Source organism: Dactylosporangium sp. NPDC005572, from assembly GCF_040605515.1.
Taxonomy (GTDB): Bacteria; Actinomycetota; Actinomycetes; order Mycobacteriales; family Micromonosporaceae; genus Dactylosporangium.
On record NZ_JBEXCY010000189.1, the window covers coordinates 1 to 23,130 of the forward strand.

Genomic DNA, 23,130 nt, shown 5'->3' on the forward strand with positions numbered 1-23,130 from the left:
GACGCGGTGACCCGCGGGACCGCCGTGTCCGCGGCGGAGGTCGACGCGTGCCACCGCGTCGAACACGGCCGCGGCGTACGGCGATCCGGCCAGCGCGGCCGCGGCGACGCTGCCCAGGGCCACCCGGTCCGTCACGGGCGCGGCACCGGACGCGGTGAGGCCCCGGCGGTCCGCCTCGTGCGCCAGCACCGCCCGCACGGCGAGCACCTGGACGACCCAGCGGCGCAGCTGGCGCCCCTCGGCCGTGCCCGGTGCGGGCAGCGCGTGCCCGCCGGGGGCCCGGTAGCGCTCGCGGAGCTGCGCGTCCGCCTCGTCCCGGCCGATCGGCTCGCCGTCGACCCACGCGACGATCACGCAGTCACCACGATGCGGGCCGGCGCGCTGTACGCGATCCGGCCGAACCACATGACCTTGGCGAGGGCCCACCAGTGGCCCGGCCCGGCGCCGTCCGGCACCGTCACCGTCACTTCGAACCCGGCCCGGTCGCCGGCGGCCACCGCGAACCCCTGCGTGGCCGGGTGGAGCAGGTCCCAGGTGCCCCAGGGGCTGATCACCTGCAGCTCCCCGTGGACGGCATGCGCCGCCGGGTTCGTCAGCCACACCCGCAGCGTCCCGCGCGCACCGGGGCGCAGCCGCAGCTCGCCAGCGTCGAGCGTGACCTCCAGCAGGCCCCCGCCGGCGCCGGACTCGGCATCGACCGGCAGGACGTCCTCGACGGTGCTGCCGGCGTGCGTGAGCCGGGCCGTCACGACGCCGCCCGCGGCGCCCGGGCCGGCCGCCAGCGCCACCGCGAAGCGGGTCCAGCCGCCGGGCGCCAGGTGGACCGGCCGCTCGAACGGGTCGGCCGTCCAGCCGGGTGGCGCGGTGATCCACACGGTGCCGTCGTAGGCCGCGTCGGTGAGGTCGCTGGCGACGGTCACCTCGACCGTGTCGCCGCGGCGGTGCAGGTGGACGCTGACCGGCTGGTTGCCCATGGGTGCCGGGCCCTTGTTGTGCAGCCAGTACCGGGCGTGGACGGGCTGGACCGGCTCGGCCCGCGGGGCGAGGTCCACCGGATCGGGCCCGGTGCCCGCCGGGGTCGCGTCCAGCGCGACGGTCGCGATCTCGAACGGGCCGATCTCCAACGCTCCGGTCCCGGTCGGCTGCCGGCGTTCCAGCAGGTCGGCACGGCCGGCAACGGACAGTCCCGGGCCGGCGACCGCGACCGTGGCGGTGCCGCCGTGCGGCTCGACGAGCCGGGCGGTGACGCCGAGGCGCGGGTCGGCGGCCTCGGGGGCGCGGCCCGCGGCGAGGGGTTCGCCGGTGGCCTTCAGCGCGGCGAGCACCGCGCCCGGCGACACGGTGAGCAGGGCCGCGGTGGCCGCCAGCCGGCCCGGGTGCGGCTCGGCGACCCGGGCGACGAGCGGGTGGTTGAGGTCGTGCGCGGCGGTGGTGATGCCACCGGCGCGCCAGTCGCCGTCCGCCGCGGCCAGCGCGTACTCGAAGGTGTGCGTCCAGTGCTGCAGCGCGAAGGGGGAGCCGTCCGGCGCGGTGCGCCGCGGCGGGTCGACCCACACGCCGGTGGGCCAGCCGGTGCAGGAGCGCAGCAGCGACAGGTACAGGCCGCCGTCGGGGGAGACGGCGAAACCCGGTATCCCGCGGTTCAGCACCGCCACGGTCCGCTCCTCGTAGGGCTCCACCGGCCAGGTCGCCGCCGGCTGGGCCACCTCGACGCGGGCGTCGGCGAGGTCGTCCACCAGCCCGCCGACCGCGTCCGCGTCGGTGCCGGCGCCCGCGACGAGCAGCACCGGCAGGTCGCGGGGTCCGGTGAGGTCGGCGCCGGGGACCCAGGTCCGCTCCCGCGGCCGGGTCGCGGGCAGCCACAGCCGGGCCGTTCCCGTGGCGGCGCGCCGGCGGTCGAACTCGGCCCGGTACGCCGGCCCGGCCTCGGCCAGCAGCCGCGCCGTGAACGCGTTGCGCTCGGGGCCGCCGACCACGATCCGCACGTCGGGCAGGTTCGAGTCCAGGTCGATCCGGCCGTACCGCGGCCCGTCGGCGGTCGTGCACGTCGCCGTCACGCCGGCGCGGACCAGGGCCACGGCGACGGCGCGGCCCAGCGTGCCGGCCGCGTCGGCGTCGGCGAGGATCACCTCGGCGACGCCGATCGCCCGGTGCCCGACCGCCCCGGTGGCCGGGTCGGTGAGCGTCACCCGGGCCGTCGTGCCGGAGCCGAACCAGCGGTACGCCGGGTTGTCCAGCGTCCACGGGTGCCGCGCGCTGTCGACGTCGGGGTGGGCGAAGCTGCGGCCGACGACGGCGCCGGCCACCTCCGACAGTGGCAGCCCGCCGGGCACGCCGGCCGGCCAGCGGACCCGGACCAGCTGGTCGCTGCCGGTGAAGTCGTCGATCCGGGTGACGCAGTGCACCCCCGGCAGGCCCTGCCACAGCGTCAGCACCTGCGTGTAGCGGACCGGGCCGGCCGCGCCGCGGACGGTGACCCGCTCGCCGATCGCGCTGCGCTCGACCCGGACCGACGCCGCGGGCCGGTCGCCGGACGCGGCCACGGGCCCGCCGGTGGGCAGCAGGTGCCACGGGCCCTCGTGGAACACGGGGTGCTCGGCGTACTCGTCGTACACCAGGATCTCGTTGCCCACCCGCCCGGGTGTCAGCAGCTGCCGGCCGGAGGCCAGCTCGGTGAGCTCGCCGACGGCGCCGCCGCGGGCCGGGTCGACCGTGACCCGGTAGCGGTCGTTGGCCGCGGCGTGGCCCGGGACGGCGGTCCAGCCCGGCGCCGGGCGGGACGCGGGCACCAGCCGGTACGTGCGGTATCCCAGCGACGGCACGTCCCGGGCCGTGAACGTCAGCCGCCGGCCCTCCATGACCGCCGGCACCGGCGCGCCGTCCCCGTCGACGAGCGTCACCGCCCCGCCGGTCCCGCCGGTCTCGCGGGTGTCGACGGTGACGACGTCGGTCCGCGGCCACGACGACGGGTTGAACACCAGCACCGGCCGGCCCGGGCCGGCGGTGTCGACCTGCGCGGCGAGGTGGTCCAGGGCGTTGTGGTGGACGGTGCCGGCCAGGTCGTGCGCCTCGCGCCAGCCGGCGAGCAGGTCGAGGTACACCTGGTCGGACTCGGTGCCGGTGATCGCGTCGTGGTGCGCGCCGTAGACCAGCAGCCGCCACGCCCGGTCCAGCGCCTCGGCCGGATACCGCGCGTGCCCGTGCAGGACCGCGAGCGTGGCCCACTTCTCGGCGTCGACCAGCAGGTCCTCCACCACGCGGTGGGCCTGCTTCGTGTCGATGTACGACACGTCCTTGCCGGTGTAGATCGGGTTCATGTCCCGCGTCTGCGGGCTGAGCGGCGGACGTTGCGCACGGACGGCCGCGAAGAAGTCCCGGGGCAGCGCGCACACCAGCCGGGGCCAGACGTAGCGGCGGTTCCAGTCGCGGTGGATCTCGGTCAGCCACTTGTTCGGCGGTGAGTAGTCGGTGCCCACCGGCAGCAGCACGTTGCGGGTGGCCGCGGCAGGCCTTAGCAGCCGGAACAGGCGCAGCACCGCCTCCTCCGCCTCGGCGAGGGTGGCCGCCGAGTCCATCCACCAGCCCGCGCTGTAGTGCGCCGGCATGTAGCTGGTCAGCAGGCCGCGCCCGCTGGGCGAGATCCACTCGAACTCGCTGGGGAACTGCATCGCGGACGCGTCGGTGACCGGTTCGCCGGCGACCCGCATCATCGGCCCCCATTGGTGGAACGGCCCGCGCGCCCACGAGCTGGAGGTGAGCCCGGCGTCGGCCATCAGGCCGGGGAACTGCGGGTCGTGGCCGAACGCGTCGAGCTGCCAGGCCGTCGCCGGGTCGCCGCCCATGACGTCGCGCTGGAACCCCAGCCCGTACACGACGTTGCGGATCGTCGTCTCGGCGCCGGTCAGGTTGGTGTTCGGCTCGTTGTAGGTGCCGCCCATCAGCTCCAGCCGGCCCTGGGCGAGCAGCCGGCGGATCAGCTCCCGGTCGGCGGGGTGGCTGTCCCAGTACGGCTTGAGGTAGTCCACCTCGGCCAGGACGAACCGGTAGTCCGGGTCCCGCCGGGCCAGCTCCAGGTGCGCCCGGACCAGGTCGAAGCCGGTGTGCTGCCATGCCTGCCGGTACCGCTGCGCCGCGCCCGGGAGGGCGTCCCATTCGCTGGTGTAGGCCGCCTGCGTGTTCCACCACACCGGGTCGTAGTGGAAGTGCGACACCATGTGCACCGTCCAGCCCGGCTCGGCGACGACGAGGGTGCCGTCCCGCCGCGCCGTCTGCGCGCCGCACCGGGCGGTCACGGTCACCGGGACGGTGTCGCCCGGCGCGCCCGGCAGCGGCACGCCGATCTCGGCGGCGACGGTCCCGTCCGCCAGCGTGGCGGTGGCGCCGGTCGGCTCGACCGTCAGCTCAACCGGTACACCCGCGCCCGCCCCCGACACGGTGACCCGAAGTACCTGGGCCGGCCGCTCCGGCGTGCCGACGAACAGGTCGGTCGACTCGATCGCGCTGATGCGCAACGGCATCGGACGTCTCCCCGGTGTCAGAGGAGGGTCGCGACGTCGACCGGCCGGCCGGTGCGGAACGACTCGTTCGCCGCCAGGCCGGGCAGCAGGGCGAGGAGCCCGTCCTCGGCGGTGGCGCGGTCGTCCGCCTGTTCCGGGGCGTCGTCGAGCAGCGCCGCGAGCATCCGCTGGTCGCCGCCGCCGTGCCCGGCGTGGTCGAACGCGGCGACCCGCACCTCCTGCGGGGGCTGCCAGAGGGGCCGCACGAGGATCCGCGCCCCGCCGGCCGTGTCCGCGGCCAGGTCGCCGTGCACGGAGCCGCGGGCGGACTCGACCCGCTGCGCCGGCCTGGTCCACGCCGCCTCCTCGACCTCGAGCTCGAGCCGGCCGCGGCTGCCGTTGACCATCACCCGGTACCCCTCCCAGGGCGAGTACGCCGTCAGGTGGTACGTCATCGAGGCGCCGCTGTCGTACTCGACGAGCAGGGCCATGTCGTCCTCGATCGTGATGCCGTCGCCGAACACGTTCTGGTCGCGGACGTAACCGGAGTCGGCCTCGGCGTCGAGGTACAGGGCGCGCAGGCTCGGGTTGTCCGCGAGCTGGATCGCGAACGGGTCGTCCTGCGCCGCGGGCGAGCCGTGCGCGCGGACGTAGTCGCGGGCGTAACCGTTGCGCTTGCCGTTGGCGCCGTAGAAGGCGAGCCGCCCCCGGCCGAAGACCGTCCGCGGCCGCGCGCCGAGCCACCAGTTGACGAGGTCGAAGTGGTGGCTCGCCTTGTGCACCGTCAGGCCGCCGGAGTGCTCGCGATACCGGTGCCAGCGACGGAAGTAGTCGGCGCCGTGCCGCACGTCGAGCAGCCACTCGAAGTGCACGGAGATCACCTCGCCGACCGCGCCGCCGCGCAGCAGTTCGTGGACCTTCGCGTGCACCGGGTTGAACCGGTAGTTGAAGGCCACCTTCAGGTCGCCGCCGGTGTCGCGTACGGCCTGCATGATCCGCCGGGCCTTGGCGGCGTCGGTCGTCATCGCCTTCTCCGTGATGACCCGCGCCCCGGCGCGCAGGGCCGCCACGATGTACGCGTCGTGGGTGGCGTCGGTCGACGTCACCACCACGAGCGCCGGCGCGGCCGTGAGCAGCATCGTGCCGAAGTCGTCCGGCGCCCACGTGCGGGCCGGCGGGCGGCCGTGGTCGGCGAGCAGCGCGTTGTGGAACGCCATCCGGGTCGGGCTGGGGTCGCACAGCGCCACCACGTCGTACCGCGGGCGGCTCGCCAGCGCGGCGGTGAACAGCTGGGCACGGTGTCCTGTGCCGACGATGGCGACCCGGCTCGGTGGCGTTGACGCTGCCATGGCATCTCCTCGACGCTGCGGTCAGTGGTGGATCAATGGTGGACCGGTCCAATGGTGAGGACGCTAGCAGTGGACCGGTCCAACAACAACCCGTAGGCTATGCGCGATGCGGCGGCCAGAGCTGAGGACAGATGCGCGGATCGGTGTGGTCGGGCACCCGTCGGGGCCGGTGTCGTGCTCGCCGGCGTACAGGACCGCCGCCGGGACGATGACAGGAGAGATCCAGAAGCCATGCTCACGGTACGCGGCGATGTCGCCGGGCCCCGGCAACGAGGAGTCATCCATGCGCTCGACCGCAGGCGCCGGGGGCGGTGACCCTCGTGCCTGAACCGACGGACTTCGGACCGGAAACCACGACCCGTCCGGCCAACGCGCTGATCCTGCACGGCAAGCCGGGCAAGGCGGAGTTCTACGACCCCGCCGTGCCGTCGCCGAGCAACCACCACTGGCTGCCCTGGCTGGCCAAGCAGCTCATCGTGCGGGACATCCCGGCCCACACGCCGGAGCTGCCGCTCGCCTACGCGCCGGACTACCCCGCCTGGCGGCACGAGCTGGAGCGGTACGACATCACCCCGCGGACGCTGTTCGCCGCGCACAGCTGCGGCGCCGGCTTTCTGCTGCGCTGGCTCGGCGAGCACCCGCACGTGACGGTCGGCCGGGTCGTGCTCGTGGCACCCTGGCTCGACCCCACCGGCCGGCAGGCACCCGGCTTCTTCGACGCCCCGCTCGACCGGCAGGTCGCCGCCCGCACCGGTGGGCTCACGGTGTTCCACTCCGCCGACGACTTCGACGAGATCCAGGTCAGCGTCCGCACCGTCCGCGACTCGCTCGCCGGCCTGCGGTACCGGGAGTTCCACGGCTACGGGCACTTCGCCCGCGCGACCTTCCCGGAGCTGCTGGCCGCCCTGGTCGACTGATGCCCGCCGCCGCGGTGTCCCGCCCGCCCTGGGTCAGGGCCGGCTTCCAGCCGACCGCCGTCGGCCTCGCGGCGGGGTTCGGCTCCGGGCAGCACTTCGCCCGGGTCTTCCGGCAGGTCACCGGCGAGAGCCCGAGCGGGCACCGCCGGTCGGCCCGGCCGCCCGCCGCGAGCCGGGTCACGGCACGTACTTGCGCTGCAGATCGTGCCGGAACCGGCGGGGCGAGACGCCGTACGCCTGGGTGAAGCACCGGCTGAAGTACGACTGGCTGGCGAACCCGCACCGCAGGGCGATCCCGGTGACCGGCTCGGTGGTGGTGGCGAGCAGTGCGGTGGCGTGCTGCAGCCGCAGGTCCGTCACGTAGGCGGTGGGTGTCGTGCCGTAGTGCCGGCGCATGCTGCGCGACAGGTGCGAGGGGCTGACGTGGGTGAGCTCCAGCAGCCGCAGCACGCCGTCGCGCAGGTTCGCCTCGTGCCGCATGGCCGCGCAGGCCGCGGAGAGCCACTCCGGGGTGGCGCGGCCCGGGTCGGCCGGCCGGGCCGCGTCCGGCGGGCACAGCACCGCGCACACCTCGGTCCAGAACCGCACCAGGTCGAGCATGGCGGCGTCGGCCGGGAACCGGTGCAGCACCGCCTCGCAGGCCCGCAGCAGCCGCGCGTGGCCCGGCTCGCCCGGCCGCAGCAGGGGCGGGGCGGGCGCCGCGTCCCACGCCGCCGGCCCGCGCAGGTCGGCCACGTCCACAAAGGAGCGCCAGGCGGCGGGGGAGAAGGCCACGTTGAAGAACTCGACCCCGGTGGCCGGGTCGCCGATGATGGCGTGCTGGTCGCGCGGCCGGACCAGCACGACGTGGCCGGGCAGCAGCGGCTGCCGCCCCGACCGCAGCCGGTGCACGCCCGAGCCGGCGATGACGACCATCACCTCGTAGTAGTCCACGTGCAGGTGCGGCTCGGAGGTGCCCCGGATCGTGACCCGGGCGGCGTGGTAGGGCCGGCCGAGCGCGTGCTCCTGGAACCGGAACCGGGCCACCGTCTCGGCCATGTCAACACGCTACAAGTCCGGGTCACGGGTGTGGTGACACCGAGGTCGTCGCGATCAACAGACTGCATGTTCTCGCGCCGAGGGTGCTATCCCCGGCCACGGCCGGCGGGCGACAGTGGTCCGCGACCGTTGCCGAGAGGAGCCGACGTGCCGACCATCCAGGACAGCGTCAGGGACGCCAGGGAACAGTACGAGCGGGACGGGTACGTCATCTTCCGTGACGTGCTCGACCCGGACCTCGTCGCCGAGGCCGGCGACCACGTGGCCTGGCTGCAGGCGCGGCATCCGGACGTGCGCCCGGAGCAGCTGGGCCACCTGTACGTCAGGGACGACCCGTTCTGGTTGCGCCTCGTCGGCGACGACCGCCTGCTCGACATCGCACAGACGTTCATCGGCCCGGACATCGCCCTGTTCGCGTCGCACTACATCAGCAAGCCGCCGTTCTCCGGGCAGCCCGTGCTGTGGCACCAGGACGGCTCGCTGTGGCCGCTCGACCCGGTCGAGGTGGTGACCCTCTGGCTGGCCGTGGACCACTCCACGCCGGAGAACGGGTGCGTCCGGCTCGTCCCCGGCAGCCACCGGCGAGACTTCAGCCAGGTGCTCGTCAACGACCGGGTGGAGAACGTCCTCGGCGTCGAGATCCCCGTCGACGACGTGGACGAGGACCACGCGGTGGACATGGTGCTCGCCCCCGGCGACGTCGAGGTACACCACCCGAACATCGTGCACGGCAGCAACGCCAACACGTCGCCGCACCGGCGATGCGGCCTCACCATCCGCTACATCCCCACGTCCACCCGGATCACCGGCGACGAGCAGCCGTACCCGAGCGCGTTCCTGCTGCGCGGCCGGCCGGGGGTCAACGGGTACCAGCCGCACCCGCGCTACGTCGCCGGCGAGCACTTTCCCTTCCGCGGTAGCCAGGACTGACGGCGGAACCGGGGGAGCCGGGGAACCGGGCGGTGCGCATGGACGGCACGGAGTTCGACGGCCGGCGGCCGGTGCGCACCGTCGTGCGCCTGCTCGCGCCCGGGAAGTGGCGCATCGCGCTGGCCGTCGCCGCGTTCGTGGCGAAGGACAGCCCGGTCTGGCTGCTGCCGCTGCTCACCGCCGACATCATCGACGTCGTCGTGGAGCACCGGCCCGTCGCCGACCTGTGGCGCGCCGCGGCGGTGCTGGCCGTGATCCTGCTGCAGAACCCGCCGATGCACCTGCTGTGGGTCCGGCAGCTGAGCCTGGTCGTGCGGCACCTCGGCACCGACCTGCGCTCCGCGCTCGCCGGCCGGCTGCAGCAGCTGTCGATCGGCTTCCATACGAGGTCCGGCCCGAGCCTGCTGCAGGCGAAGGTCGTGCGCGACGTCGAGCACGTCGAGCTGATGCTGCAGCAGGTCGCGCAGTCGGGCACCTCGGCGGTGCTGACGCTCGCCGGCGCGCTGAGCCTGACCGCGCTGCGGGTGCCGCAGTTCGTGCCGCTGTTCGTGCTGGTGGTGCCGTTCACGGCGGTGCTGGTGGCGATGGCCCGGCGCCGCTCGGGCGCCCGCAACGCGGAGTTCCGCCGGCGGGTCGAGGATCTCTCGGCGCGGGTGGACGAGATGGCCCACCTGATGCCGATCACCCGCGCGCACGCGGTGGAGCAGCAGGCCGTACACCGGTTGCGCGTGACGGTCGAGCAGGTACGGTCCGCCGGCGTGCGGCTCGACCAGGTCAACGGCCGGTTCGGCGCGCTGTCCTGGGTGACGTACCAGCTGCTCGGCGCCGCCTGCCTGGTCGGCGCCGCGCTCGCGGCCCGGACCGGGTTCTCGCCGGTCAGCGCCGGCGACGTGGTCCTGCTGAGCACCTACTTCGCGGTGCTGACCAACTCCGTGATCGGCCTGCTCGGCCTGGCCCCGATCGTGACCAGAGGCCTGGAGTCGATCCGCTCGATCGGCGAGGTGCTGTCCGCGCCGGACCTGGAGCGCAACGAGGGCAAGCGGGCCGTCACGCGGGTCGGCGGCGCGGTCACGCTGGAGAACGTCGGCTTCCGGTACCCGGGCGCCGGCCCGGCCGCGCTGTCCGGCGTCAGCCTGGACGTGCGCAGCGGCGAGACGATCGCGATGGTCGGGCCCTCCGGCTCCGGCAAGTCGACGGTGCTCAACCTGCTCATCGGGTTCATCCGCCCGACCGAGGGCCGGATCCTGCTCGACGGCGTCGACATGGAGGACATCGACCTGCGCACGTACCGCCGGTTCGTCTCCGTGGTACCGCAGGACCCGGTCCTGTTCGACGGCTCGGTCCGGGACAACGTCACCTACGGCCTTCCCGGCCCGACCGAGGACGCGGTGACCGCGGCGCTGCGCGACGCGAACGCGCTGGAGTTCGTCGAGCAGCTGCCGCACGGCCGGGACACGGTGGTCGGCGAGCGCGGCGCCCTGCTGTCCGGCGGGCAGCGGCAGCGGCTGGCGATCGCCCGGGCGCTGGTGCGCGACCCGAGGGTACTGCTGCTGGACGAGGCGACGTCGGCGCTCGACAGCGAGTCGGAGGCGCTGGTGCAGCAGGCGCTCGCCCGGCTGATGCGGGGCCGCACCACGTTCGTGGTCGCCCACCGGCTCTCCACCGTCCGCGACGCCGACCGGGTCGCGGTCCTCGCCGAGGGCCGGCTGGCCGAGCTCGGCACCTACGACGACCTGGTCGCCCGGGGCGGCCGCCTCGCCCGGCTGCACCGGCTCCAGCGCGCCTGAGCCTCGACGCGGCACGCTGCCGGGCAGGCCCCGGATCGGTTGCTGGTAGGTCCAGCTGGCCCCGCCGTACGGTGGATACATATCGCTCAGTGACGACTGGGCGGCTCTTGTGGTCGGAGCTGGCCGATCGGGTTGACGCGGACGGCGAGGTGGCCATCGGGTCCATCGGTGGCAGCGGGCGGTGTGCCGGGCATACGTTCGGATGTCGGAGGCAGCTGGGTGTTGGTGGGGCGAGAACCGCCCGTTCGGACGGAAATAGTGCATGAGAGCGAACAGACGCGTGTCACGCGCCTCGTGTTTGCCGGGGGCACTGTCGTGCGCAAGGAGCCGCTGGGACCGCGCGGCTGGCAGCGGGTGGCGCATGAGGTGGGCATTCTCGAGCGACTGCGCGGGGTCGAGGGCGTCGCGCAACTGGTGGAGGCGCCGCGGTGGCCGGGGTCGATCGTGCTGGTGGACTCCGGCGGGGTCAGCCTGGCCGGGCTGGCGACGCCGATGGCGGTCGACGACCTGATCGGGCTGGCAACGGGGCTGGCCCGGGCGGTGGCGGGGATGCACCGGCGGGGTGTCCTGCACCGCGACATCGCACCGGCGAACATCGTGATCTCCCGCGGCGGTGCACCCTGTCTGGTGGACTTCGCCCTGGCGTCCTCGCTGGCCGAGATCCGGCCCGAGTTCACGCACCACAACGAGATCGTCGGGACCCTGGCGTACATGGCGCCGGAGCAGACCGGGCGTACCGGCCGGTCGGTGGACCAGCGGGCCGACCTGTACGCGCTGGGGGCGACGCTGTACGAGCTGGCGACGGGAGCGCCGCCGTTCGGCTCCGGCGACCCGCTGCGGCTCATCCATGATCATCTGGCCCGGGTGCCGGCGCCGCCGGCGCGGGTGAACCCGGCCGTGCCGGCGCCGCTGTCCGAGATCGTCATGCAGCTGCTGGAGAAGGAGCCCGACAACCGGTACCAGACGGCCGACGGCGTGCTCTACGACCTGGAGCGGCTGCGGGATGCCGGCCCGGCCGCGGCGGACGGGCTGCGGGTCGGTGAGCGGGACGTTCCGCCGCGGTTGTTGCCGCCGTCGCGGCTGGTGGGTCGCGACGCGGAGGTGTCGGTGCTGGAGGCGGCGTTTGCGGAGGCGCTGGCGGGCCGGTGTCGTGGGGTGCTGATCGGCGGCGCGCCGGGGGTGGGCAAGACGGCGCTGGTCGACGAACTGCGGCCGGTGGTGACGGGCAGTGACGGCTGGTTCCTGACGGGCAAGTTCGACCCGTACCGGCGGGATCTGGAGTTCGACGCGGTCCATCAGGCGTTCCGCGCACTGGGCCGGCTCCTGCTGGCCGAGCCGGAGGCGGCGCTGGCCGAGGTGCGCGGGCGGATCCTGGAGGTGCTCGGGCCGAACGCGGGTCTGCTGACCGCGCTGGTGCCGGAGTTCTCGGCGCTGCTGGCCGTGCCGGCGGACCCCGGGGATCCGTTGACCGCGCAGGTCCGCTCGCAGCAGATGGCGGTGGACGTCCTGCGTGCGGTCGCCTCGCCGAAGCGGCCGGTGGTGCTGTTCCTGGACGACCTGCAGTGGGCGGGGCGCTCGTCGCTCGGGTTCGCCGACATCGCACTGTGCGAGGAGCCGGTCGGTGGCCTGCTGCTGGTGGGTGCGTACCGCGAAGGCGACGTGGACGCGGCGCATCCGCTGGCGGTGCCGCTGTCCCGATGGCGGGGCCAGCCGGGCGTGCGGCATCTGTGGCTGGGCAACCTGCCCGCCACCAGCCTCGTCACCGTGGTTGCCGCGATGCTGCACACGGACGAGGTCGAGGCGGCGGGCCTGGCCGAGGTGGTCGGTCGCTACACGTCCGGCAATCCGTACGAGACGGTGGAGCTGCTCAACGCGCTGCGCCGCGACGGCGTGCTGACCGCGACGGCCGGCGAGTGGCGGTGGGACCCGGCGGAGGTCCGCGCCCACCTGAGCCGGTCGGACCTGGCCGGGATACTGGAGGCGCGGGTCGAGGCCATGCCGGAGCCGTCGCGGTGGATGGTGGAGGCGATGGCGTGCCTTGGCGGCCGAGCCGAGGTCTGCCTCCTGCAGACCGCGATCGCGGCGCCGGCCGGCGTGGTCGAGGAGGAGCTGGCGCCCGCCTTCCGGGAAGGGCTCCTGGTGATGGAGCCCGGGGTCCGGGAGGCGGTGCGGTTCCGCCACGACCGGATCCGTGAGGTGGTCCTGCGCGGGGTGGATCCGCGGCGGCGGCACACGCTGCAGCTGGCGATGGCGCGGCGGCTGGCAAGGGTGCCGGAGTTGTTCGCGGTCGCGGCGGAGCAGTACCTGCCGGTGGTCGACGCGGTCGACGATCCCGCGGAGCGGCGGGTGGTGGTGGGGCTGTTGCGGCGCGCCGCCGGCCAGGCGACGCTGACCGGGAACCACGCGCTGGTGAACGCGCTGCTGACCGCCGCGCTGCGGCTGGTCGACCCGGGTGACACCGCCACGCTCGTCGAGGTGCACACCGGCCGTCACGCCGCCCTGTACAGCATCGGGCGCCTGGACGACGCGGACGAGGAGTACCGCACGATCGAGGGGCTGTGCAGCACCGCCATGCAGCTGGTCGACGCGACGTGCGTGCAGCTGCGCAGCCTGACCCACCAGAACCGGTTTGCGGAGGCGATCGGGCTGGGTGTCGCGTCGCTGCGGGAGCTCGGCCTGGCCGTTCCGGCGGCGGACCGGCTCCCCGCCGGGCTCGACCATCAGGCCGAGCTGCTGTACCGGTGGCTGGACCACACCGGCGGCCCCGACGAGCTGACCCGCCCCGACATCACCGATCCGGTGCTGCTCGCCACGGCCCGCCTGATCAACGCCGTGGTGCCGGCGGCCTACTTCGCCGCGGACCCCGTCGAGGCCTGGCTGACCCTGGAGGCAATGCGGATCTGGCTCGAGCACGGCCCGGCCCGGGCCCTGCTCGGCCCGGCCGGCATCGCCGCCGCGACCGCTGTACAGCTGCGTGGCGACTATGCCGCCGCATACCGGGCGACGCAGCGGATCGTCGCGCTGGGCGACGCCCGCGGCTACGAGCCCTACACGTCGCAGGCGCGCTTCATGCTCGCGGTCGTCGGCGGTTGGTTCGAGCCGATCGAGCACAGTCTCCACGACGCCCGGCGGGCCCGCGAAGGGCTGATCGCGGGAGGTGACCTGGCCAACGCCCAGTACACCTACTACCCGACCGTGGTGAGCCTGCTGGACAGCGCGCCCTCGCTGGACAGCTGCGTCGCGGAGGTCGACGCGGGGCTGGCCTTCGGGCGACGCATCGGCAACGAACAGTTCACCCGGTGGCTCGACGGATACCAGTGGCTGGTCGCTGTGCTGCGCGGCGCCGGCGCGGCCGGTGACACGGCGCCCGACAGGTACGCCAACAGCCCGATGGCCCTGTTCCACGCACACGTCAACCATGCGCTCGCCGCGGCCGTCTTCGGCGACTCGGCCGGGCTGGCGCGGCACACGGCCGCGGCGACGCCGCTGCTGCCGATGTTCGGGAGGAACTACCCGACGGCCCTGGCCCACGTGCTGCGCGGGCTGTCCCTCGCCGGGCGGGCCCGGGAGAGCCTCGGCGACGAGCGCGGCCCGCTGCTGGCCGAGCTGGACGAGGTGACGCAGTGGCTGGCCGCCCGGGCCGCGGACGCGCCGGCGAACTTCCTGCACCTGCTGCGGCTGGTCGAGGCCGAGCAGGCCTGGGCCGTCGGCGACTTCCACGCCGCCGCCCTCGCCTTCGACGCCGCCCAGCGCGCGGTCGCCCAGCGTCAGCGCCCATGGCATCGGGCCCTGATCACGGAGCACGCGGCCCGCTTCTACCTCGCCCACGGCCTCGAACACGCCGGCTACGACCTCCTTGTCGAAGTGCGCCGGGAGTACCTCGCCTGGGGCGCGACCGCAAAGGTCCACCAACTGGACTGGGCCTACCCGACCCTGCGGCCACAGCTCGAAGCGATCACCGGGCAGAGCGGCGAGGTGCCCGGCGACGACGTCCATGACCGGGTCAGCGTCATGACCGGAACGCTCGACCTGCTCGGCGTCCTGTCCGCGTCGCAGGCGCTGAGCTCCGAGACCAGCTTCGAACGGCTGCACGCGCGCGTGGTCCAGGTACTCAGCACCATGACCGGTGCCACCGGCGTCCACCTGCCGCTGTGCACTGACGACCGGCAGGACTGGCTGGTGCTGACCCCGGGAGGCGGCACCGCCTCGATCGGCGGAGCCGGTGACGAACACGCGGTCCCGATGTCCGTGCTGCGCTACGCCAAGCGCACGGGCGAGCCACTGGTCATCGCCGACGCCACCCGTGACGACCGGTTCAGCCGTGACCCCTACTTCGCCGGGCTCACCTGCTGCTCGCTGCTGGCCGTGCCCATCCTCAGCCGCGGCACGCTGCGGGCGGTACTGCTGCTGGAGAACCGGCTCATCCGCGGCGCCTTCACCGCCGACCGGCTCGACGCCGTCAAACTCATCGCCGGCCAGCTCACCGTCTCCCTCGACAACACGCGCCTGTACGCCCAGTTCCGCCGCATCGCCGACGAACAGGCGGCGCTGCGGCGCGTGGCAACCCTCGTCGCCCGCGACCCGGGACCCGAACTCGTGTTCGCCACGGTGGCCGACGAGGTCGGCGCGCTCTTCGGGGCCGACGGTGCGGCGGTCGTCCGGTTCGAGCCGGACGGGGACGTGACCCTGATGGGCGGCTACGGATACGAGCTCACCGGACCCGGTTCGCGCAGCCGGCCCGACGCCGGCTCGGCCATGGCGTCGGTCCGGGCCACCGGCCGCGCCGCGCGCCGCGACGTGGACGTGCAGAACTGGGCCGGCCTCCCCGAGGGAGCCCGCTGGGCCGTCGCCAGCCCGATCGTGGTCGAGGGCCGGGTCTGGGGCGCCATCGGGGTCGGGTCCCGGCACGAACGGCTGCCCGAGGACAGCGAGCAACGGCTGGCCGACTTCACCGAACTCGTCGCGACCGCCATCGCCAACGCCGAGAGCCGCGCCGAGGTGACCACCTCACGCGCGCGGGTCGTCGCCGCCGCCGACCAGGCACGCCGGCGCATCGAGCGCGACCTGCACGACGGCGCCCAGCAGCGGCTGGTCGCCCTGGCGCTGCAGCTGCGCGCGGCGCAGGCGGCACTGCCACCCGAGCTCGACGGGCTCGCCGCGCAGCTCGACCGGGCCGTCGCCGGGGCGAGAAGCGCGGTGGACGAGCTGCGCGAGATCTCACACGGCATCCACCCGGCGATCCTGACCGAGGGCGGCCTCGGCCCGGCACTGCGCACGCTCGCGCGCCGCTCACCGATCGCGGTCGACCTCGACGTGCACGCCGTGGGGCGGCTGCCCGAGCAGGTCGAGGTCAGCGCCTACTACATCGTCGCCGAGGCACTGACCAACGCGGCCAAACACGCCCGCGCCTCGACCGCCACGGTCACCGTCGAAGCGGACACCGCACACACCGTCCTGCGCGTCGCGGTGCGCGACGACGGCATCGGTGGCGCCGATCTCACCCTCGGTACCGGACTGGTCGGCCTCAAGGACCGGGTCGAGGCACTCGGCGGCCGGATCGTGCTCCACAGTCCCCGCGGCACAGGGACCAGCCTGTCCGCGGAGCTCCCCCTCACCGCGGCGGACGGCGACCCCACCCACCGCTAGCCGATTGGGACTGTCGGCCCCCCGTACCGGGTCATGTGGCCCTGCTACGGCCGGTGGCCAGGTGGTCGGCTGTGGCCTGTCGTCGCCGTCGGTGCGGCGGGTCTGGAGGGTTCGCGTCGATGGCGGATGTTGCGGTGCCTACGCCGGTAGGCGTCGATGACGGGGTCGCGGAGCCGGGCACGCTGACCGGCGACCGCCAAGGGCCGTGGCAGCGTCTCGTCCTGTTGCTGTTCGTCGGGGTGCCGTCGCTGGCCGTGCCCGCCGCAGTGTGGGTCGCGTGGGGATGGGGCGTGCACTGGCGGGACCTGGTGATCGCCGCCGTGCTCTACGTGGTGACCGGGTACGGGATCACCGCCGGTTTCCACCGGCACTTCACCCACGGCTCGTTCCGGGCCCGCCGCGGGCTGCGGATCGTGCTGGCGATCGCCGGCAGCATGGCGATCGAGGGCCCGGTGGTCCGGTGGGTGGCCGACCATCGGATGCACCACCAGTTCTCCGACCGCGCCGGCGACCCGCACTCGCCCTGGCGGTACGGCACGTCGGCCCGGGCGGTGGCGAAGGGGCTCGGCTGGGCGCACGTCGGCTGGCTGTTCGAGCCCGCCCAGGCGTCGCAGCACCGGTACGCGCCGGACCTGCTCGCCGACCGGGACGTCGTGCGGGTGTCCCGGCTGTTCCCGCTCTGGGTCGCGGTCTCGCTGCTGTTGCCGGCCGCCTGCGGCGGGCTGCTCGCGATGTCGTGGCAAGGTGCCCTGACCGGCTTCTTCTGGGGCGGACTGGTCCGGGTCGGCGTGCTGCACCACGTGACGTGGTCGGTCAACTCGATCTGCCACGTCTTCGGCAAGCGGCAGTTCGCCTCACGTGACCGCTCCACCAACGTGTGGTGGCTCGCCCTGCCGTCGCTGGGGGAGTCGTGGCACAACCTGCACCACGCCGAGCCGACCAGTGCCCGGCACGGGGTGCTGCGCGGCCAGCTCGACCCCAGCGCCCGCCTGATCCGCATCTGGGAGGCGGTCGGGTGGGCGTGGGACGTGCGCTGGCCCGACCCGGCCCGGATCGTGGCGAAGCGGGTGTCCTGATGCGGATCACCGGAACCGGCCACGCCGGCATGCTGATCGAGACCGCGGCCGGCAGCATCCTGTGCGACCCGTGGGTCAACCCGGCGTTCTTCGCCTCCTGGTTCCCGTTCCCCGACAACTCCGGGCTGGACTGGGACCGGCTGGGCCGCTGCGACTACCTGTACGTCTCGCACCTGCACCGCGACCACTTCGACGCGGAGAACCTGCGCCGGCACGTGTCGAAGCGGGCCACCGTGCTGCTGCCCGAGTACCCCACCCGCGATCTCGAGGACGAGCTGCGCGAGCTGGGCTTCACCTCGTTCCTGCGGACCCGCGACAACGAGCCCGTCACGCTCGACGGCGGGCTGACCGTCATGATCCAGGCGCTGGTGTCGCCCACCGACGGGCCGATCGGCGACTCGTCGCTGTGGGTCGAGCACGACGGCGTGCGGCTGCTCAACCAGAACGACGCCCGCCCGCGCGACCTGACCACGTTCGCGGCGCTCGGCCACGTCCACGCGCACCTGCTGCAGTTCTCCGGCGCGATCTGGTACCCGATGGTGTACGAGCTGCCCGAGGCCGCCAAGCGGGCGTTCGGCGTGCAGAAGCGGGACCGGCAGTTCGACCGGACCCTGCGATACATCGACGAGCTGGCGGCCGACTGGGTCTTCCCGATCGCCGGGCCGCCGTGCTTCCTCGACGACGAGCTGTGGCCGAACAACGACCTCGGCACCGACAAGGGCAACATCTTCCCCGACCAGCAGGTGTTCATCGACCACTACGAGGGTCTCGGCCGCCGCAACGGCGTCGTCCTGCTGCCCGGCACGACGGCCACGGTCACCGTCGACGCCTGCGACGTCACCCAGCCGGTCCCGGACGTGCCGGCGTTCTTCGCCGGCAAGGAGACATACCTGCGCGAGTACCAGCGGCGGCAGCGCCCGGCGATCGAGGCGGCCAAGGCGTCGTGGCGGCATCCGGAGCTCGACGTCCTCGCGGAGCTGCGCCGGCGGCTGCATCCGCTGCTCGCGGAGAGCGACCGCATCGTCGGCGGCATCGGCGGCCCGGTCCGCCTCGAGCTGACCGACGACGCCGACCGGGTCACCGAACAGATCCTGTTCGACTTCCCCGCCCGGGAGATCCGCCACGCCGCCGACGAGAAGGTGCGCTACCGGTTCCGCACCGCCCGGCGCCTGGTCGAGCATCTGCTGTTCACCGGTGAGGCGGACTGGGTCAACAGCCTGTTCCTGTCGTGCCGCTTCACCGCGGCCCGCATCGGCCAGTACAACGAGTACCTCTACACCTTCTTCAAGTGCCTCACCCCCGAACGCCTGCACTACGCCGAGGCCTGGTACGCCGAACAGGACACCGACGACGAGGACATCACCCTCGACGACTGGATCGTGCAGCGGCACTGCCCCCACCTGAAGGCGAACCTGGCCCGGTTCGCCCGGCTCGACGACGCCGTCCTGACCTGCCAGATGCACGGCTGGCGCTTCGACCTGCCCACCGGCCGCTGTCTCACCACCGCCGGGCACCCGATCCGGGCCAGCCGCATCGACGCCGGCCTGCACGCCGCCGACCACGCCGCCGACCATGCCGCCGACCATGCCGCGGGAGGCGCCGCATGACCGCCCTGACGCCGAAGCCGATCGTCACCCGCCCCTGGCCGGTACGCCAGGCGCCCCGCGGCTCCGCCCTCGTCCGGCTCGTGCGCACCACCGACGCGAAACAGATCGGGCTGATGTACCTGGTCACCTCGTTCGCGTTCTTCCTCGTCGGCGGGATCATGGCGCTGCTCATGCGGGCCGAGCTCGCGCAGCCCGGCCTGGCGTTCCTCTCGCCCGAGCAGTACAACCAGCTGTTCACCATGCACGGCACGGTGATGCTGCTCTTCTTCGCCACCCCGGTCGTGTTCGCCTTCGCCAACTACATCGTGCCGCTGCAGATCGGCGCGCCGGACGTGTCGTTCCCCCGCCTGAACGCGTTCTCCTACTGGCTGTTCCTGTTCGGTGGATCACTGACCCTGATCGGGTTCGCCACCCCGGGCGGCGCGGCGGACTTCGGCTGGTTCGCCTACGCCCCGCTGACCAGCGCCGCGAACTCACCCGGCGTCGGTGCGAACCTGTGGATCGTCGGTGTCGCCCTGTCCGGGCTGGGCACGATCCTCGGCTCCGTCAACATGGTCACGACCATCATCACGCTGCGCGCACCGGGCATGACGCTGTTCCGGATGCCGATCTTCACCTGGAACATCCTGGTCACCGCGGTGCTCGTCCTGCTGATCTTCCCGTTCCTCGCCGCCGCCGCGTTCGCGCTGCTCGCCGACCGGGTGCTCGGCGCGCACGTCTTCGACCCCGCCACCGGCGGGCCGGTGCTGTGGCAGCACCTGTTCTGGTTCTTCGGCCACCCCGAGGTCTACGTCATCGCGCTGCCGTTCTTCGGCATCATCTCCGAGATCGTTCCCGTGTTCAGCCGCAAACCGCTGTTCGGGTACAAGGGCATGGTCGTCGCCACGCTCGCCATCGCCGGGCTGTCGATGAGCGTGTGGGCCCACCACATGTACGCCACCGGCCAGGTCCTGCTGCCGTTCTTCGCGCTGCTGACGTTCCTCATCGCGGTACCGACCGGGATCAAGTTCTTCAACTGGATCGGGACCATGTGGCGCGGCCAGCTGACGTTCGAGACCCCGATGCTGTTCGCGATCGGCTTCCTCGTCACGTTCCTGTTCGGCGGGCTGTCCGGGGTGCTGCTCGCCAGCCCGCCGATCGACTTCCACGTCTCCGACAGCTACTTCGTGGTGGCCCACTTCCACTACACGCTGTTCGGCACCATCGTGTTCGCGGTCTTCGCCGGCGTGTACTTCTGGTTTCCCAAGATGACCGGCCGGATGCTCGACGAACGCCTGGGCAAGGTGCACTTCTGGCTGACCACGATCGGCTTCCACACCACGTTCCTGGTCCAGCACTGGCTCGGCAACGCCGGCATGCCGCGCCGCTACGCCGACTACCTCGCCACCGACGGGTTCACGACCCTCAACGTCGTGTCCACCGTCGGATCGCTCATCCTCGGCGTCTCCACCCTGCCCTTCCTGTACAACGTGTGGAAGTCGTACCGCGCCGGGCGCGTGGTGGAGGTCGACGACCCCTGGGGGTACGGCAACTCCCTGGAGTGGGCCACCTCCTGCCCGCCGCCGCTGCGCAACTTCGACCGCATGCCGCGGATCCGTTCCGAACGCCCGGCCTTCGACGCCAGGTTCCCGGAGCACTCCGAGAGCCGGGAGTGAGCGGCGCGACCGGGAGGGTTCACGCCGTCGGCAGCCGGCTGCGGAGGCGGTAGACGTAGTCCTCCCGGTCGCGCCGGCCGGCCGGCCCCGGGCCCTCCCGGGGGATGAACAGGTTGGCCTCCGAGCGGGTCCACTCGCGCGACGCGTACCGCTCGAGGATGCGCCACTCGCCGTCGCGCCGCTCCACCAGGTCGACGTAGCGGAAGCCGCTGGTGAAGTTCAGCTGCGGGCTGTCGGCCGGCGTGCCCCAGTGCACGGCCATGCCGTAGGTCTCGGACAGCGCACGGGATCCCGCGAACTCCACGAGGTGGTTCGCGACCAGGTGCATCGTCCCGTCGAAGCCGCGCAGCTTCGGCTCCACCCAGACGACGTAGTCCTCGACGGGGCCGTCGAATCCGGTGTGATGGTCGATCGCGCCGTCGTGGTAGCAGGACCGCACGAGGTCCATGTCCAGCCGGTCGACGCCCCGGCAGTACCGGCACACCAACTCGCGGATGGCGGCCCGGTCGGATTCCTCACTCGTCATCGCAGCTCCCTCGGCATCGGGTCGACTCTCCGCTAAGCTACCAAGCACTTGCTTGGTTCGGAAATCCGTTGGCAGGAAACGAAGTGGAGACGCCATGGCGCGGTTGGGGTTCAACCTGATGGGCGTGGACGAGCTCTACGGCGGGCGGTTCAGCGGCGTCCTCGAGGCGGCGACCCTGGCCGACCGGGCCGGCGTCGACCTGCTCGTGCTGCCCGACCACGTGACGATCAGCGAGCAGGCCCACCGCGACCGGGTGGCCGTCGGCTTCCCGTACCCGATCTCGACCAACTGGTTCGAGCCGCTGACCGCGCTCGCGGCGGTCGCCACCGTCACCGAGCATGCCCGCCTCGGCACCAACGTGCTCGTCGCGCCGATCCGTCCGGCGGTCCTGCTGGCCAAGCAGCTCGCGACGCTCGACGTCATCTGCGGCGGGCGGCTCGACGCGGGCCTCGGCGCGGGCTGGCAGGTGGAGGAGTACCGGGTCACCGAGCGGCCGTTCGAGGGGCGCTTCGGCTACATCGAGGAGCAGGTCGCCGTCTGCCGGGCGCTGTGGGCCGGTGGGCCCGCGGCCCATGCGGGCCGGCGGCTGGACTTCACCGACCTGCACAGCATGCCGGTGCCGGTGCAGGGCGCCGACCTGCGGCTGTCGTTCGGCTTCAACCCGACCCCGCGGGCGATCGAGCGCATCGTGCGCCTCGGTGTCGGTTGGTGGGCGGCCCCGATGCCGGTCGAGGCCGTGCGGGCGGCGGTCGCCGGTATCCGCGCGGAGTGCGAGCGCGTCGGCCGCGATCCGGCCTCGGTCACCGTCACCGCGGCCACGACGCTGGTCGCGCACGGCCGGACGGCCGAGGAGGTGGGCGCGATGCCGGTCGTGGAGGAGGCGCAGGCGTTGTGGGACGCGGGCGCCGACTGCGTCATCGTGCACCCGCTCGCGTTCGTCCGGTCGGCCGAGGAGCTGCCGGGCTTCCTGCGGCCGCTTCTCGAGGCCCGGGACGCCCGGGACGCCCGGGACGCTCACCACTCGAGCACGACCTTGAGCTGACCGGCGCGCGGTGCGGCGGCCCGCTCGTAGGCCTCCTGGGCGCGGGCCATCGGCAGCCGGTCGGTGACGTAGGCGTCCACGATGGACGGATGCTCCCGCAGGTACCGCTGGGCGAGCCGCAGCACGCGCTGGCGGTCCTTGGTGGTGCCGGCCCGCAGCGTCAGGTCCTTGCGGAAGAACGTGTGCATCGGCACCGGGTAGACCAGGTCGTCGGGCACCCCGAAGTAGTACACCAGGCCGCCGTCGGCGACCGCGTCGACGGCGCAGGCGAGGGTGCCGACCTGGTGCCCGATGGACTCGACGACGACCTGCGGCCGGTCGCCGGCGCCGAGCGACCCCGCCCACCGGTCGCACGAGGCCCGGACGAACTCGTCGACGCCGAAGGTCCGCGCCTCGGCCGACCGGTCGACGCGGTCGACGCCGACCACGTGGGCCGCCCCGCCCATCGACTTCAGCACGTGGCTGAACAGCATGCCGATCGGCCCCTGGCCCAGGACGGCGACCCGCTGCCCGGCCACGTTCCCCATCCGCTCGACCGCGTAGATCACACAGGCCAGCGGCTGCGCGACGACCGCCTCGGCCGGCGTCAGCGCGCCGTCGTCGGGCACCAGCGAGTCGCCTTCGGTGACGACGAACTCCGCGATCGCGTCCTGGCCCAGCGCCCAGCCCACCGCGGTGGTGCCGGGCTCGAAGGCGGGGTGGCGGGAGGCGAGCACGTCGCCGACGACCTCGTGCATCGGGCAGCCCGCGCCGGGCGGCGCGCCGTCCGGGTGGTTGCCCAGCCCGCCCTGGCGCTGGATGGCGCCCCGGAACAGCGGCATGTCGCTGCCGCAGATCGCGCCGGCGCGCACCCGCAGCAGCACCTCGCCGGGGGCGAGGGCCGCCGCCGTCGGCGCCGGGACGCGGACGTCGGCGAACGTCGACGGCGCCACGAGCTGCGCGGCCCACATGTCACTCATCGCTGTGCTCCTCCAGAGAAGCTGCCGGGGGGGGGCAGGCGCGCCCCCCCCCCCCGGGCGACACGCCAAGAAAACAACGACATAGGGAGGAAAACAAAGGAC

13 protein-coding genes and 1 pseudogene are annotated in these 23,130 nt (G+C 73.5%); 8 read left to right on the forward strand and 6 right to left on the reverse strand.

The window, feature by feature from the left end:
• The 3 genes and pseudogenes from ABZS66_RS48415 to ABZS66_RS48425 all read right to left on the reverse strand — a co-directional run.
• Positions 1-354 (reverse strand): annotated as a pseudogene (locus tag ABZS66_RS48415) (hypothetical protein); the annotation flags it as partial.
• Positions 351-4,517, reverse strand: coding sequence for a glycoside hydrolase (locus tag ABZS66_RS48420; RefSeq protein WP_354769826.1), 4,167 nt, complete (start codon positions 4,515-4,517; stop codon positions 351-353). The pseudogene ABZS66_RS48415 and the gene ABZS66_RS48420, both read right to left, overlap by 4 nt.
• 17 nt (positions 4,518-4,534) lie before the next feature.
• The gene (locus ABZS66_RS48425; RefSeq protein WP_354769827.1) at positions 4,535-5,845 is read right to left on the reverse strand and encodes a Gfo/Idh/MocA family oxidoreductase; all 1,311 of its coding nucleotides are present in this window, start codon (positions 5,843-5,845) and stop codon (positions 4,535-4,537) included.
• Positions 5,846-6,165: 320 nt separating this feature from the next.
• Here ABZS66_RS48425 and ABZS66_RS48430 point away from each other — a divergent pair, with 320 nt between their 5' ends.
• Entirely contained in the window at positions 6,166-6,762 is a 597-nt protein-coding gene (locus tag ABZS66_RS48430; protein WP_354769828.1) for an alpha/beta hydrolase, read from the forward strand.
• Between the two features lie 177 nt (positions 6,763-6,939).
• Here the strand turns inward: ABZS66_RS48430 and ABZS66_RS48435 are convergent, their stop codons facing one another.
• The gene (locus ABZS66_RS48435; protein WP_354769829.1) at positions 6,940-7,800 is read right to left on the reverse strand and encodes an AraC family transcriptional regulator; all 861 of its coding nucleotides are present in this window, start codon (positions 7,798-7,800) and stop codon (positions 6,940-6,942) included.
• A 147-nt stretch (positions 7,801-7,947) separates the two neighbouring features.
• Here ABZS66_RS48435 and ABZS66_RS48440 point away from each other — a divergent pair, with 147 nt between their 5' ends.
• The 6 genes from ABZS66_RS48440 to ctaD all read left to right on the forward strand — a co-directional run bounded on the left by ABZS66_RS48440 (position 7,948) and on the right by ctaD (position 20,501).
• Positions 7,948-8,730, forward strand: a complete 783-nt coding sequence (locus tag ABZS66_RS48440; RefSeq protein ID WP_354769830.1) for a phytanoyl-CoA dioxygenase family protein — start codon at positions 7,948-7,950, stop codon at positions 8,728-8,730.
• A 38-nt stretch (positions 8,731-8,768) separates the two neighbouring features.
• Positions 8,769-10,517, forward strand: a complete 1,749-nt coding sequence (locus tag ABZS66_RS48445; protein ID WP_354769831.1) for an ABC transporter ATP-binding protein — start codon at positions 8,769-8,771, stop codon at positions 10,515-10,517.
• Positions 10,518-10,832: 315 nt separating this feature from the next.
• Positions 10,833-16,163 carry an AAA family ATPase gene (locus ABZS66_RS48450; RefSeq protein WP_354769832.1) on the forward strand — a complete coding sequence of 1,777 codons (5,331 nt, stop codon included), beginning with the start codon at positions 10,833-10,835 and terminating at the stop codon, positions 16,161-16,163.
• A gap of 182 nt (positions 16,164-16,345) precedes the next feature.
• Positions 16,346-17,239, forward strand: coding sequence for an acyl-CoA desaturase (locus tag ABZS66_RS48455; protein WP_354769838.1), 894 nt, complete (start codon positions 16,346-16,348; stop codon positions 17,237-17,239).
• A complete protein-coding gene (locus tag ABZS66_RS48460; protein WP_354769833.1) occupies positions 17,239-18,846 on the forward strand; it encodes a Rieske 2Fe-2S domain-containing protein in 1,608 nt (535 codons plus the stop codon). Before ABZS66_RS48455 ends, ABZS66_RS48460 begins: the two co-directional genes overlap by 1 nt.
• The gene (gene ctaD / locus ABZS66_RS48465) at positions 18,843-20,501 is read left to right on the forward strand and encodes a cytochrome c oxidase subunit I (RefSeq protein WP_354769834.1); all 1,659 of its coding nucleotides are present in this window, start codon (positions 18,843-18,845) and stop codon (positions 20,499-20,501) included. Before ABZS66_RS48460 ends, ctaD begins: the two co-directional genes overlap by 4 nt.
• Before the next feature lie 19 nt (positions 20,502-20,520).
• Here ctaD and ABZS66_RS48470 read toward each other — a convergent pair whose 3' ends face one another.
• A complete protein-coding gene (locus ABZS66_RS48470) occupies positions 20,521-21,027 on the reverse strand; it encodes a nuclear transport factor 2 family protein (RefSeq protein ID WP_354769835.1) in 507 nt (168 codons plus the stop codon).
• A 94-nt stretch (positions 21,028-21,121) separates the two neighbouring features.
• Between ABZS66_RS48470 and ABZS66_RS48475 the strand changes: the two genes are divergently transcribed.
• Positions 21,122-22,069 carry a TIGR03619 family F420-dependent LLM class oxidoreductase gene (locus ABZS66_RS48475; RefSeq protein WP_354769836.1) on the forward strand — a complete coding sequence of 316 codons (948 nt, stop codon included), beginning with the start codon at positions 21,122-21,124 and terminating at the stop codon, positions 22,067-22,069.
• On the opposite strand, the gene ABZS66_RS48480 is transcribed toward ABZS66_RS48475, so the two are convergent.
• Positions 22,042-23,028, reverse strand: coding sequence for a hypothetical protein (locus ABZS66_RS48480; protein WP_354769837.1), 987 nt, complete (start codon positions 23,026-23,028; stop codon positions 22,042-22,044). The genes ABZS66_RS48475 and ABZS66_RS48480 overlap by 28 nt on opposite strands.
• Positions 23,029-23,130 lie beyond the last annotated feature (102 nt).

Excerpts from the sequence above, each read along its gene's own strand:
- ABZS66_RS48420 (WP_354769826.1), bottom strand. The coding sequence starts at position 4,517 with ATGCCGTTGCGCATCAGCGCGATCGAGTCGACCGACCTGTTCGTCGGC.
- ABZS66_RS48425 (WP_354769827.1), bottom strand. The coding sequence starts at position 5,845 with ATGGCAGCGTCAACGCCACCGAGCCGGGTCGCCATCGTCGGCACAGGA.
- ABZS66_RS48435 (WP_354769829.1), bottom strand. The coding sequence starts at position 7,800 with ATGGCCGAGACGGTGGCCCGGTTCCGGTTCCAGGAGCACGCGCTCGGC.
- ABZS66_RS48445 (WP_354769831.1), top strand. The coding sequence starts at position 8,769 with ATGGACGGCACGGAGTTCGACGGCCGGCGGCCGGTGCGCACCGTCGTG.
- ABZS66_RS48460 (WP_354769833.1), top strand. The coding sequence starts at position 17,239 with ATGCGGATCACCGGAACCGGCCACGCCGGCATGCTGATCGAGACCGCG.
- ctaD (WP_354769834.1), top strand. The coding sequence starts at position 18,843 with ATGACCGCCCTGACGCCGAAGCCGATCGTCACCCGCCCCTGGCCGGTA.
- ABZS66_RS48470 (WP_354769835.1), bottom strand. The coding sequence starts at position 21,027 with ATGACGAGTGAGGAATCCGACCGGGCCGCCATCCGCGAGTTGGTGTGC.
- ABZS66_RS48475 (WP_354769836.1), top strand. The coding sequence starts at position 21,122 with ATGGCGCGGTTGGGGTTCAACCTGATGGGCGTGGACGAGCTCTACGGC.
- ABZS66_RS48480 (WP_354769837.1), bottom strand. The coding sequence starts at position 23,028 with ATGAGTGACATGTGGGCCGCGCAGCTCGTGGCGCCGTCGACGTTCGCC.